Consider the following 12,619-nt stretch of genomic DNA (forward strand, 5'->3'; position numbering starts at 1 on the left):
AAAAATGGCGGAGGCGTGTGAGAATCGAACTCACCAAAGACAGCCAACGCCGCCTCTCGGCCGGATTTGAAGTCCGGGGGCCCCACCAGGAACCATTCGCCTCCACAGAACAATTGATAATTGTAAATGGGAAAAGCAAAAAAGTCTAGGTGTGGTGAGGGGGTATAATACTTTTAATTGTTCCTTATGCAAAAGTTACTTCGTGCTCAATTTTCGTACTCTTATAAAACGACCTTTAGTATGGCATAATTTCTTGAAAATAATTATAAGAATTGGGGAGTAGATTATGTTTGAAGCTAATGTCCGTAGAATACAGCAAGATTTGGAGACCATATCGACGTTTACAGCTACACCTGGCAACGGAATTACTCGTTTCTCTTTTACGGATGAAGATCGAAAAGCAAGAGATTTTATCTGCTCTAAAATGAAAGAAGCAGGTTTGCATGTATATACCGATGCCGCAGGAAATCTTTTTGGTAGAAGAGAGGGTTTAATAGGCCAAGGCCCAATAGTTATGGTAGGGTCTCATTTCGATTCAGTTCGTAATGGCGGCATGTTTGATGGCCTGGCAGGCGTTGTGACAGGATTGGAAATAGCGCGGATTTTACATGAGCACAATATCCAAACTCAATACCCTATAGAATTTGTAGCCATGATAGAAGAGGAAGGATCTCGCTTTGGCGCTGGACTTTATGGAAGTCGAGCTATGGCTGGTCAAGTGTCTCAAGAAGAGCTGGGTGGCTTTTATGATGAGGAAGGGGTTCCCCTTCAAGAAGCATTGCAAGAGTTTGGTTTAACTCCTTCTCGTCTTAAAGAAGCGATAAGGCAACCTGAAGATTTAAAAGCATTTATTGAACTTCACATAGAGCAGGGACCCGTATTAGAAACTGAATCTATGGAGGTAGGTATAGTAAATACTATTGTTGGTATTACACGGTATGACATAGAAATTACAGGTCGTGCCGATCATGCGGGGACCACACCCATGCATATGAGAAAAGACGCTCTTTTGGCAGCTTTGGAAGTGGCACGTGACGTTCACCATGCAGCTTCTGAAAAAGGGGAGGGAACGGTGGGAACTGTCGGGAAACTGGTTGTTTATCCAGGTGGATCTAATATCGTACCGGGCAAAGTGCTTTTCACTGTAGATATACGCTCTACGGAGCAGAAAAACATAGAGAATGTGGTTTCTCGAATGAAAGATACTCTTAATAGAATAGAGAAAAGTGAGGGATTTACCATTCAAATAGAGCAGAAACTTCTTATTCCTCCCGTGCGTCTTTCGCGAGAAATCCAGACCTATTTTATAGAAGAAGCGAAAAAGCGGGGAATACGTTATCGTTCTATGGTAAGTGGTGCTGGCCATGATGCCATGATTATGGCGGATCTTACAGAAGTAGGTCTTATTTTTGTTCCAAGCAAAGATGGACGTAGCCATTGTCCAGAGGAGTGGACGGATTATGAGCAACTCAAGAAAGGTGTAGATGTTGTTTTAGGAACAGTGATGAAAATAGCCAAGGCAATAGTATAGGTATTTAATGAGGGGATATATACTTTAACGATTCCTGGGTAACTTTTGTTGGAGGAAACAATGATGAATAGAAAAGTGAAGCAGTTTTTTAACGTTAAAACTATAGTTATTTCGAGTTTAATGGCAGCAATTTATGCAACATTGACGATCCTTCTGGCTCCCATCTCTTATGGCCCTATACAAGTCAGGGTATCTGAGGCCCTTACTCTTTTACCATATCTTTGGGTAGAGGCAATCCCGGGGCTTTTTATAGGTTGCCTCATTTCTAATTTTGTCGGGGGGTTCGGTTTAATAGATGTTGTTTTTGGAAGCATTGCGACTCTTGCCGCTGCTGTTGTTACCAGTCGTATGCCCAATCCCTACATGGCAGCAGTCCCTCCTGTGGTGTTCAATAGCCTTATCGTAGGGGGATATTTATCTGTTCTCGCAAAAATGCCTTTTACGTACACGGCCCTGTATGTAGGATTGGGAGAAATCATAGCATGCGGGTTCCTCGGCATTCCGTTGGTTATCTTTCTTGAAAGGAAAGTATTAAAGCGCGAGGGGAAAGATTAAATCCCTCCCCTGCGCTTTTTTATACCACTTATTAAAGTTCTTTTTTCCACTTCGTTCCTTCTGGAGTGTCCTCTAGAATAATACCTTTAAGAGCTAATTTATCTCGAATAGCATCGGATTTAGCAAAGTCTTTTGCTTTCCGGGCATTGGCTCTTTCCTGAATAAGACGTTCTATTTCTGCTATATCTATGTCCCCGCTTGAGCCCTCAGATTCTAGATTGATAATACCCATGATAGAGTCAACTTTTTTAAAAAATGTTTCTATAGCACTGCAAGCCTCGGGGTCTAGGGTATTATTTTCTTTCAAGTATGTATTGGCGAGGCGTACGACCTCAAAAACGGAGCCAAGCGCACCTGCTGTATTGAAATCATCGTTCATTTCTTCGTGGAATTTAGAGTCAGCTTGGCGAATTTCCTCAACGAAAGCCCGCGTACCTTCTTTTTCTTCTTGTGCTCTAGTCTCTTTAGCGTACTGTAGGTCGGACCAGCAGTTTCTTAGCCGCTCTACTGCACCAGTTGCCTGGTTAAGTCCCTCTTCGGAAAAGTTAATAGGGGAACGGTAGTGAGCACTTAACATGAAGTATCTGATAGCTAAAGGGGAATATTTCTCTCGAGCTTTTCTTACTGTAAGAAAGTTCCCTAAGGACTTAGACATTTTTTCTTTATCGATAAGCAGATAACCGTTGTGAAGCCAGTATTTCACGAATTGTTGTCCCGTCGCTGCTTCTGCTTGAGCGATCTCGTTTTCATGGTGAGGGAAGATAAGATCACTTCCACCTGAGTGGATGTCAAAACTGTCCCCTAAATATCTCGTAGACATAGCGCTGCATTCGATATGCCATCCAGGGCGTCCCAATCCCCACGGACTTTCCCATGCTGGTTCCCCGGGCTTCTGCTTTTTCCAAAGGACGAAATCGAGAGGGTGGTGTTTCTGTTCGTTAATATCGATTCTTGCTCCTGATTGTAGCTCTTCAATACTTTGTTTGGAAAGCTTTCCATACTCAGGGAAACTTTCTACACTAAAAAATACATCTCCATCGACTACATAGGCATGTCCTTTATCTACTAAGGTTTTTACCGTTTTTACAATGTCTTCCATATGTTCTGTAGCTCGGGGATGAATGGTGGCGCGATGGACACCGAGAGCATCCGCATCTTCAAAATATTCATCGATAAAGCGATTAGCGAGCTCTGCAACAGAGATACCTTCTTCATTAGCTCTTTTTATCATCTTGTCGTCAATATCGGTAAAATTCTGTACGAAAACTACGGAGTACCCTAATTTTTCCAAATACCGTCTAAAAACATCAAAAACTATGAAAGGGCGCGCGTTACCAATATGGAAATAATCATAGACTGTCGGTCCACAGCTGTAAAAGCCAACTTCCCCTTCCTTGAGAGGAACAAAGGGCTCTTTTTTTCGTGTTAGATCATTGTATAGAACAAGACTCACTCTATCCACCTCCAATTGCTAGAATACATTATAATATGGTGTTATATTCCATGAACGTCAAGTAAGGATATAGGGTGATAAAAAAGAATGCACAACGATAATTCTTTAATGGTAAACCCAAAAATAAAAAACATAGTAAAAAATCTTCCTCTTCGGCCTGGCGTGTATATTATGCGCGATGAAGAAGGGAATGTCATCTATGTAGGAAAGGCTAAATCTCTTCGGAAACGGGTTTCTTCATATTTTAGACATCAGGGTTTTGCTTCTCCGCGGCTTCGTAAGCTTGTTGAAACTATAGCAGACATTTCAACTATTCGCACAGAAACAGAAGCTGAAGCTTTAATTGTAGAATCGAGACTTATAAAGAAGTATAAGCCCTTCTTTAACATAGATTTGAAGATGAACGAACGATATCCTTATATAAAAATTACTAATGAACGATTTCCTCGCCTCGTCATTACACGAAACAAAGAGGATGATGGCTCTATTTATTTAGGCCCCTATATCAGCGCGAAAGACGTAAGAGTGTTGTTGCGTCTCATAGAGAGATATTTCCCTTTGCGTTCTTGTAAAGCCGAAGTACGACCTGATAAAAGACGGCGTCCTTGTCTTAACTATGCTTTAGGTCGATGCTTGGCTCCATGTGCGGGGTTATGCGGTGAAACGGAATATAGAGAAAGAGTGGACGATATCGTTTTATTACTTCAAGGACGTTCTTCTGAACTTGTAGAACGAATGCGGAAAAGGATGGAATTATCGGCATCTGATCTGGATTTCGAAAAGGCCGCACGGTATCGAGATACTATTCGTGCTATCTGGCGCTTATCGAGACAGAGAGTTCCTACAAGTCTTCAGGAAGATCTGAATGCAGAAACATGGGATACGCTAAACCAGCTACAAGAGATACTGAAAATGGATACGTTACCCTGGAGAATTGATGGTTTTGATATTTCCCATATGTCTGGACGGGAAACATATGGCGTTGTTGTGGTTTTTGAACAGGGTGTAGCCAATCCTTCTTTATACCGCCGTTTTAAAATCCGCACGGTGGAAGGCATAGACGATTTCCGTTCCATGGAAGAAACCGTTCATCGTCGATACCAGAAGGTGCTAGAAAACAATGAGCCCTTACCACAACTTATTCTTATAGATGGTGGGCCAGTACAGCTGGAATTTGCGAAGAAGGCTCTGTCTGATCTTGCCCTTGTAACTATTCCTGTTATTTCTCTGGCAAAAAGAGAAGAGCTGATATACCATAGCGAGAAAGAATTGCCAATTCGGCTGGATTGGGCAGATCCTGTTTTACAGCTTTTGCAGAGGGTACGAGATGAATCTCACCGTTTCGCTATAAAAAGTCATCGCCGAGGACGGGGAGTGAGGTTGACCCGCTCTAGGTTAGAAGATATTCCTGGTGTAGGTAAGCATACAGCGGCGTTGCTCCTTTCTCATTTTGGCAGCATGAAAAAAATAGCGACATTATCCCCCGAAGAGCTTACTACTGTAAAAGGGATTGGTCCTGTGTTGGCAAAAAAAATAGTTTCTTTTTTTAGAGGTGAAGAGCATGAGCCTGAAACAGAGGCGTGAAGACGAGTACTTCATGCAAAGAGCTATCAGCTTGGCCTGGCGTGGTACTGGGCATGTGAGCCCCAACCCCAGGGTTGGCTGTGTTTTGGTTAAAGAAGGGCATATTGTAGCAGAAGGGTATCACCAATGTTATGGTTCTCATCACGCAGAAGTAGAGGCCCTCCGTAAAGCCGGTTCTTCTGCTCAAGGGGCCACTGCATATGTAACCCTTGAGCCCTGTTCTCATTGGGGGAAAACGCCTCCATGTGCTCCTCAATTAGTAAAAGCTGGTTTAAAGAGAGTTGTAATAGGAATGAAAGACCCTCATGACGTAGTAAATGGGCGTGGCATTAGAATTTTACAAGATGCTGGCGTACCTGTGGAATGGGGGATACTAGAAGAAGAGTGTAAGTGGCTTAATAGAGGCTTCATTCGAAGAGTCCGTGATGGGCGGCCGTGGGTCACTTTAAAAACAGCTTCGACGCTTGATGGGCGCGTAGCTATGCAGAACGGAGAGAGTCAGTGGATTACAGGTGAATCTGCACGAACTATGGCACACCTCCTACGAGGAGAGCACGATGCTATTATGATAGGGGTAGGAACGGTGCTTCATGATAACCCGTCCCTTACTGTTCGGTATACATCTGGAAAATCGCCGCTTCGTATTATTTTAGATACCCATTTGCGAACCCCCTTAGATGCGCAAATCCTCAACGGAGAAGGAACCGTTATTATTGCAGGTTTCTCGTCAAAAGAATCGAAGAAAGCCAAAGAGATGGGAAGAAGAGGGAAGAATGTTCTTTTCCTTCCGGAGAAAGCTGGCAAGGTAGATTTACAAAAAGTCATGTGTGCCTTAACCGATCTTGGGGTTAATATGGTTCTTGTCGAGGGTGGAGCTACGTTAACTTCCTCTCTCTTAGCGGAAGCCCTAGCAGATGAAATATCTCTTTTTATAGCCCCTTCTTTCATGGGACAAGGTATTTCTGCTTTCGAAAAATTTATAATTCCTTCTCTTCAAGAGCTTATTCATGTAAAACTGAGGTCAGTAACGAATGTAAGTGGAGATTTGTGGGTGGAGGGGGTCCTGGCATGTTCACCGGCCTTATAGAAAACATAGGGAAGCTCGTATCTATGACACCTTTTAACGAAGTGTATAAGATAACGATAGAAGCCCCATCAATAGCTTCATCCCTTTACTTAGGACAGTCTGTAGCCGTTTCAGGAGCATGCGTAAGTGTGGTGGCCTATGATACTTCTTCTTTTACAGCAGATTTGATGCCAGAAACACAAAAAAGAACGAAATTTAAGTATTTGCGTCCAGGTGCTCTTCTTAATTTAGAAAGGGCTCTTCAGGTTGGGAACAGGCTTGATGGGCATATTGTCAGTGGACATATCGACGGGATAGGGAAGATCGCTGAAATAAAAAATGAAGGGCTTACTCGGCAGCTTTGCATAGAGACAGAGGAGAGTATTACAGAGACGATTGTTGAAAAAGGGTCTGTTGCCCTTGATGGTGTCAGTTTGACTATTATTGAAGTTTCTCGCAACTGGTTCTCGGTAGGCTTAATTCCAACAACGATGAAAGATTGCACTCTTGGACAAGCCAGAATAGGGGAGATTGTCAATATAGAAACTGATATTTTAGGAAAATATGTTTTAAAATTTATGAGTTTTGGAAGAGAGAAAAAAATATCAGATTCTCCCAACGGTCTTACGATAGATCGCCTTCGTGAGATGGGATGGATGCAGTGATTTCAGATAGAAAGGACCGAGAATGGATGAATAGCGAGCAGGAACGACTTTTTAGTTCTATAGAAGAAGCGATAGAGAATATACGTGATGGGAAAATGGTAATAGTAGTAGATGACGACAATCGCGAGAATGAAGGAGACTTAGTGATTGCCGCCGAAAAAGCAACCCATGAAGCCATCAATTTTATGGCTCAGGAAGCAAGGGGATTAGTTTGTGTTCCCATTACACAAGAGAGGGCTCATGAACTACAGCTAAACCCCATGGCACCGAATAGTTCCGATCGTCATGGTACAGCTTTTTTAATTAGTGTAGATGCCCAGGAAGGGACGACTACAGGTATTTCGGCTCATGAGAGAGCTTTAACCGCTCGTTTATTAGCTGATCCCCGTTCATGTGCTGGAGATTTTCTTAAGCCAGGGCATATGTTCCCTCTTGCAGCTCGCAAGGGCGGGGTTTTGAAAAGAGCTGGACATACAGAAGCGGCGGTGGATTTGGCTCAATTGGCAGGACTTTTTCCAGCGGGAGTTATCTGCGAAATAATGAATCCTGACGGGACTATGGCTCGCTTGGATGATCTGGTGATTTTTTCCCAAAGGCATGAAATTCCCATTATTTCTATAGAAGAGCTCATCCGATACCGAAGTCGTCGAGAAAAGCTAGTGGAACGAGTAGCAGAAGTAAAACTTCCCACTGCTTACGGATCTTTTACGGCCTGTGCCTACCATAACATTCTTGATGAGGATCAAGATCGAGTCCACATTGCCTTGGTAAAGGGTGAAGTATCTGGTCAGGAAAATGTCTTGGTTCGAGTTCACTCAGAATGTTTAACCGGAGATGTTTTTGGTTCTCTTCGTTGCGATTGCGGGCCACAGCTGCACGCTGCTATGGCTCAAATAGAAGAAGAAGGGCGAGGGGTCGTCCTTTATATGCGCCAGGAGGGGCGAGGAATAGGCATTGTAAATAAGCTCAAAGCCTATCAGCTGCAAGAGAAAGGCCTTGATACAGTGGAGGCGAATGTTGCTCTTGGTTACGCTCCTGATCTGAGAGATTACGGTGTAGGAGCTCAAATTTTAATGGACTTGGGGTTGAGCTCTATTCGCCTAATGACGAATAACCCCAAAAAGGTTGTAGGATTGGAAGGGTATGGACTGAAAATTACTGAGCGGGTGCCACTTATCATCGAACCGAATAAGTACAACGAAAGATATCTCAGCACCAAAGAAAAAAAGCTCGGTCATATGCTCCATCTTAAAGATATACTTCGTTAGATATAGAAAGGGGGAACATCTCCATGAAAGTATCAGAAGGGAAACTTATTGGTAGTGGCTTGCGTTTTTGTCTTATAGCTTCGCGTTTCAATGAACTCATTTCATCAAAACTTATCGAAGGTGCCAAAGACACTCTTTCTCGTCATGATGTTTCTTATCAAAATATAGATATTATATGGGTTCCTGGGGCTTGGGAGCTTCCTCTTTTAGCGAAAGAAGCGGCTCTTTCTGGCCGTTATGACGGAATTATAGCTCTGGGGGCTGTTATTCGTGGCGATACGCCTCACTTTGATTATGTATCTGCAGAAATGTCAAAAGGACTTGCGTATGTAGCAATGGAGCAGAGAGTGCCCGTCTCTTTCGGCGTCTTGACGTGCGACACATTAGAGCAGGCTTTGCTTCGTGCTGGAAGTAAAGCCGGTAATAAAGGAGCAGAAGCAGCATTGGCTGCTATTGAAATGGCAAACCTTTTGAAAGGTCTTCGCGCAGGAAAGGAGCAGACAGATAATGCTTGAAATAAAATGGATTCGAAACAATTTAGATGAAGTGAAGACGTTCCTGAAAAATCGGTATAACGATTTTGATGTGGATCGTATAGTAGCTCTCGATGAAGAAAAAAGAAAACTTTTGGCTGAAACGGAAAACTTAAAAGCCCAAAGAAATGAAGGTTCTCGGAAAGTTGCAGAAGCTAAAGCCACAGGCAAAGATGCCACTGATCTTATGGAAGAACTTCGGGAGCTGGGCCAACGGGTTAAAGATATAGATGCTGCTGTAGGGAAACTGGACGAAGAGCTTCAGGCCCTTTTGCTTCAAGTTCCTAACAGGCCACATGATTCTGTCCCTGTAGGTAAGGATGAAAATGATAATGTTGAAATTCGCAAATGGGGAACTCCAAAAAAATTTGATTTTGATCCCCAAGCTCATTGGGATATAGGCGAAAAATTAGGGATACTCGATTTTGAAAAAGGAGTAAGTTTGTCCCAGAGTCGTTTCACTGTACTACGGGGGTTAGGAGCCAGGTTGGAAAGAGCCCTTATCAATTTTATGTTAGATCTTCATACTATGCATCATGGCTACAGAGAAATTCAGCCGCCCTTTATGGTCAACTCTCAGACCATGCTCGGGACAGGACAGCTTCCTAAATTTGCTGAAGATCTTTATAAATGTGAAAATGAAGATTTATGGCTTATCCCTACTGCTGAAGTGCCCTTGACAAATCTTCATGCAGGGGAAATTATTCCAGAGGAGCAGCTTCCTCTCTATTACACGGCTTATACCCCTTGTTTCCGTAAAGAAGCAGGAAGCTATGGACGCGACGTACGGGGTATGATGCGACAGCATCAGTTTGACAAAGTTGAAATGGTAAAACTTTGCAAACCGGAAAATAGTTATAACGAGCTTGAGAAATTAACAAATAACGCCGAAGAAGTTCTTCAAAAATTAGAGATCCCTTATAGGGTTATATGCTTATGTACAGGAGACATGGGGTTCGGAGCAAGTAAAACCTATGACATAGAAGTTTGGCTTCCTTTCCAGGATAAATATCGAGAAATTAGCTCTTGTAGTAACTGTGAAGATTTCCAGGCACGTAGAATGGGTACGAGATATAAACCCACAGATGGAGGGAAACCACGTTACGTACATACGTTGAACGGCTCCGGAATTGCCATAGGGCGTACTCTTATTGCTGTTTTGGAAAATTATCAAAGAGAAGATGGATCTGTGGAAATTCCAGAAGTTCTTGTTCCCTATATGGGAGGAGTTCGAGAGATTTCTTTGCCTTTAGCTTAGGCCTTTTTGAAAATGATACTATTTTGATAAAGATCGCTATTTTTATAGCGATCTTTATCCTTTTCCTATGGTAAAGAGTGCAAAAGCCTTGTAAAATTGATAAAATATCATAGTGAGTGTTTTTGCTTGATTTTTTTAAACTTTAGTTGAAAGGTGGGGCTTGTCATAGTCAGCTTTAATTCGCTAATCCCCGATATGAATCTTTTTGCCTTTATTGGCATTCTCGTCATTACATGTTTTCTTTTCCAGAGACTATGCAGGCGTTCTCTCGATAACAGTCAATACAATTATCTTCGAGATATTCTTCTCATCGGGGCATGGATGGTAAGCGGAATTTGGTCGGGCGATCCGGAAGTGACCCTTATTATTGGGGCTTCCGTTGTTGCTGCTGTGATAGGAATGTATCAACACGTTTATCCCCAAAAAAAAATACGTTTCCTTTTCCTTGGTTTAGGTGTTTTATTTGCTGCTGTTGGCCCAAGAATCTCCTTTTTAGGACTACCTCATGGAGAATACTTCTATTTATCAGATTTTATCGCTGTATTTTTAACGGGCCTATGGCTTGCTGTTTTTCCCATTCTCATCCAAGAGCTCGATAATATTCCAGGGATGGCAGGACATTTGCTAGCTGTTTCTTTTTCTATATTGTTAATAGCAACGGCTCTTTCAGGACAATATCTACCCGATGCCTTGTTTACCAGTATGACGGGGCTTTTATTGCTTGGCGTTTTTTGGAGCCGGCACGGACATATGTATCGTCGTCTTGGCGAATCCCTTTCCGCTTTTTGGGGAGTTCTTGTGGCTGGTACGTCTCTGCTCGGCGTTAGCAAGGGAATTACATTCAGTACATTAATGGTTTTGCCGTTAGGATTATTTGCTATCCCTCTTATGGAAACATCGTTGCATTTTGCCAGCTCTTTACTCTCTGCAAATCCCAAAGGGGCGATGGTTATTTATCGTAGCCTTATAGGGAGAGGGCTTGATCATCCTAGTGCTGTGAAGTTTATTACTTCGATTTGTGCTTTAACAGGTGCAATTATAGCCATGTTCCAACTCTCTGAAGGAAAAGCCTTAGTTTTCTTTGTGAGCGGCATTATTATTTTTGCTGGTGTAACCCTCGTCCCTGTTTTTGCTCGCCTTATGAAAAACAGGTCTGTGAAAGGAGAGAAGCCTGACCTTTGGGGAGTGACTATAGATAATGTTTCTATGAACTATGCTATTACTAAAGTGTATTCTCTTCTCAGTCAAAAAGAGGGGGGAGTCCTTATTTCCACCGTTAATTCCCTTGCCGTTCAAACAGCATTAAAAGATGAGGAGTATAGGAAAATTGTGGCCCAATCGGCACTCACTTTAGCGGATGGAACAGGGCTTATATGGGCTTTACGTTTCTTAGGTAAACCTGTTCAAGAACGTATTACTGGCATAGATCTCCTCTGTCAGCTATGTCGTACCGCCAGTGTAGAGGGGTGGCCGGTCTATTTTCTGGGCAGCAAACCTGGGGTAGCACAGAAAGCGACAGAGAATTTAAAAGAACAATATCCCGGATTGGTTATAGCAGGTGTTCAGCACGGCTATTTTACTGAGAAGGAAGAAGAAAAGGTCATAAAGTCTATTTGTGAGTCTGGAACCCAGTTATTGTTTGTAGGGTTAGGTATTCCTCGACAGGAAAAATGGATATATAAGAATATGAAATCTCTTGGTAACGTTGTTGCTATCGGTATAGGAGGTTCTTTTGACGTAATTTCCGGATCTCTATCTCGCGCCCCTATGCTTATACAAAAAATGGGCTTAGAATGGTTGTATCGTCTTATTCAAGAGCCATGGCGGTGGAAAAGAGATCTGGAGCTTTTTACTTTTGTCTGGCGCGTTTTGCTCACTAAAATTGGTATTATCAGGAGGTAATATTTGAGTGAACACCTTTGCGCGTGAATTAATGCATAAGGACCTCGCAGCAGTAATGGAGGAAGACTCTATCCTAGATGTAGTTCGTATTTTATATAGCCATAATATATCAGGTATCCCAGTGGTGCGAGAAGACTGGGAACTTATAGGCTATATTTCAGAAACAGATATTTTAAAAGCAGCAGTTCCCACCTATTTGGAAGTTTTAGCCCAAAGTTCCTTTCTTGACAACGGAGAAATTCGCCTTGTAGACCGTTTTAAAAACCTCGGCAAAAAAACAGTTAAAGATTTTATGACAAAATCTCCAGTCTTCGTAGATTCGTCGGCAAGCCTCATGACTGTTGCTGACTTAATGCTGCGGAAAAAAATAAAAAGGCTCCCTGTCGTTGAAAACAACAAGCTTATTGGAATTATTAACAGAGATGCTTTCTGTGAGTTTGTTATGGAGGAGCATGAAAGTGACGAAAGCGAATAATCCCCTCGAAAACAACACGCCTCTTGATTTCGTAGAAAAAACCATAGAAACCTACCGTCAAAAATTAGAAGAAGAGCTTGAAAATGAAAAAAAAAGGTTGTTAAAAGAAAAAGAAGAGGCTTTCAACCGTTTAAATTTGATGGAGAAAAATTCCATTGAAAAGGTTGAACAGGAATGGTATGAAAAAGAGCTTGCTATAAAGATGAGGGTCTCTGAGCGCGAAAAACAGTTGCATAGCCAATTAAATGAAGTTATGGAGACGTTAAAGACATCTGGTCGCGTTGCCCGAATAGTGGAAGAAATAGTGGAAGAAATAGTGCCATAAGCAA

12 protein-coding genes and 1 tRNA gene are annotated in these 12,619 nt (G+C 42.4%); 11 read left to right on the top strand and 2 right to left on the bottom strand.

What is annotated here, in order from left to right; genetic code table 11:
- Positions 1–5 precede the first annotated feature (5 nt).
- Positions 6–104, bottom strand: a tRNA-Sec gene (locus tag B3L97_RS00005).
- A 182-nt stretch (positions 105–286) separates the two neighbouring features.
- On the opposite strand from B3L97_RS00005, the gene B3L97_RS00010 reads away from it, so the two are divergent.
- Together B3L97_RS00010 and B3L97_RS00015 are read left to right on the top strand one after the other, a co-directional pair.
- Entirely contained in the window at positions 287–1,531 is a 1,245-nt protein-coding gene (locus B3L97_RS00010) for a Zn-dependent hydrolase (RefSeq protein ID WP_286932938.1), read from the top strand.
- 63 nt (positions 1,532–1,594) lie between these two features.
- The gene (locus B3L97_RS00015) at positions 1,595–2,086 is read left to right on the top strand and encodes a QueT transporter family protein (protein WP_286932941.1); all 492 of its coding nucleotides are present in this window, start codon (positions 1,595–1,597) and stop codon (positions 2,084–2,086) included.
- A gap of 31 nt (positions 2,087–2,117) precedes the next feature.
- On the opposite strand, the gene cysS is transcribed toward B3L97_RS00015, so the two are convergent.
- Positions 2,118–3,539, bottom strand: a complete 1,422-nt coding sequence (cysS, locus tag B3L97_RS00020; protein ID WP_024822209.1) for a cysteine--tRNA ligase — start codon at positions 3,537–3,539, stop codon at positions 2,118–2,120.
- A gap of 87 nt (positions 3,540–3,626) precedes the next feature.
- On the opposite strand from cysS, the gene B3L97_RS00025 reads away from it, so the two are divergent.
- The 9 genes from B3L97_RS00025 to B3L97_RS00065 all read left to right on the top strand — a co-directional run bounded on the left by B3L97_RS00025 (position 3,627) and on the right by B3L97_RS00065 (position 12,615).
- Positions 3,627–5,123, top strand: coding sequence for an excinuclease ABC subunit UvrC (locus B3L97_RS00025; protein ID WP_286932944.1), 1,497 nt, complete (start codon positions 3,627–3,629; stop codon positions 5,121–5,123).
- Positions 5,101–6,210 (top strand): bifunctional diaminohydroxyphosphoribosylaminopyrimidine deaminase/5-amino-6-(5-phosphoribosylamino)uracil reductase RibD, encoded by a 1,110-nt coding sequence (ribD, locus tag B3L97_RS00030; RefSeq protein WP_286932947.1) that lies wholly within the window; start codon positions 5,101–5,103, stop codon positions 6,208–6,210. The genes B3L97_RS00025 and ribD overlap by 23 nt, the downstream gene beginning before the upstream one ends.
- Complete coding sequence (locus B3L97_RS00035) at positions 6,192–6,854, top strand: riboflavin synthase (protein WP_024822212.1); 663 nt, start codon at positions 6,192–6,194, stop codon at positions 6,852–6,854. Before ribD ends, B3L97_RS00035 begins: the two co-directional genes overlap by 19 nt.
- A gap of 26 nt (positions 6,855–6,880) precedes the next feature.
- On the top strand, positions 6,881–8,122 hold the full coding sequence (locus B3L97_RS00040) for a bifunctional 3,4-dihydroxy-2-butanone-4-phosphate synthase/GTP cyclohydrolase II (protein ID WP_024822213.1): 1,242 nt from the start codon (positions 6,881–6,883) through the stop codon (positions 8,120–8,122).
- 23 nt (positions 8,123–8,145) lie between these two features.
- Positions 8,146–8,637: a 6,7-dimethyl-8-ribityllumazine synthase gene (gene ribE, locus B3L97_RS00045; protein WP_024822214.1), complete on the top strand. Its 492-nt coding sequence runs from the start codon at positions 8,146–8,148 to the stop codon at positions 8,635–8,637.
- Positions 8,630–9,913 (top strand): serine--tRNA ligase, encoded by a 1,284-nt coding sequence (gene serS / locus B3L97_RS00050; protein WP_286847613.1) that lies wholly within the window; start codon positions 8,630–8,632, stop codon positions 9,911–9,913. The genes ribE and serS overlap by 8 nt, the downstream gene beginning before the upstream one ends.
- Before the next feature lie 153 nt (positions 9,914–10,066).
- Complete coding sequence (locus B3L97_RS00055) at positions 10,067–11,815, top strand: WecB/TagA/CpsF family glycosyltransferase (protein WP_286932949.1); 1,749 nt, start codon at positions 10,067–10,069, stop codon at positions 11,813–11,815.
- A 7-nt stretch (positions 11,816–11,822) separates the two neighbouring features.
- Positions 11,823–12,290, top strand: a complete 468-nt coding sequence (locus B3L97_RS00060; protein ID WP_024822217.1) for a CBS domain-containing protein — start codon at positions 11,823–11,825, stop codon at positions 12,288–12,290.
- The gene (locus B3L97_RS00065; RefSeq protein WP_286847612.1) at positions 12,274–12,615 is read left to right on the top strand and encodes a hypothetical protein; all 342 of its coding nucleotides are present in this window, start codon (positions 12,274–12,276) and stop codon (positions 12,613–12,615) included. The genes B3L97_RS00060 and B3L97_RS00065 overlap by 17 nt, the downstream gene beginning before the upstream one ends.
- The last annotated feature ends 4 nt before the right edge of the window (positions 12,616–12,619 follow it).

This window comes from Aminobacterium sp. UBA4834, assembly GCF_002400205.1.
Classification (GTDB): Bacteria; Synergistota; Synergistia; order Synergistales; family Aminobacteriaceae; genus Aminobacterium; species Aminobacterium mobile.

Coding starts and splice junctions, on each gene's coding strand:
- B3L97_RS00010 (WP_286932938.1), top strand. CDS start 287: ATGTTTGAAGCTAATGTCCGTAGAATACAGCAAGATTTGGAGACCATA.
- B3L97_RS00015 (WP_286932941.1), top strand. CDS start 1,595: ATGAATAGAAAAGTGAAGCAGTTTTTTAACGTTAAAACTATAGTTATT.
- B3L97_RS00025 (WP_286932944.1), top strand. CDS start 3,627: ATGCACAACGATAATTCTTTAATGGTAAACCCAAAAATAAAAAACATA.
- ribD (WP_286932947.1), top strand. CDS start 5,101: ATGAGCCTGAAACAGAGGCGTGAAGACGAGTACTTCATGCAAAGAGCT.
- B3L97_RS00035 (WP_024822212.1), top strand. CDS start 6,192: ATGTTCACCGGCCTTATAGAAAACATAGGGAAGCTCGTATCTATGACA.
- B3L97_RS00040 (WP_024822213.1), top strand. CDS start 6,881: ATGAATAGCGAGCAGGAACGACTTTTTAGTTCTATAGAAGAAGCGATA.
- ribE (WP_024822214.1), top strand. CDS start 8,146: ATGAAAGTATCAGAAGGGAAACTTATTGGTAGTGGCTTGCGTTTTTGT.
- serS (WP_286847613.1), top strand. CDS start 8,630: ATGCTTGAAATAAAATGGATTCGAAACAATTTAGATGAAGTGAAGACG.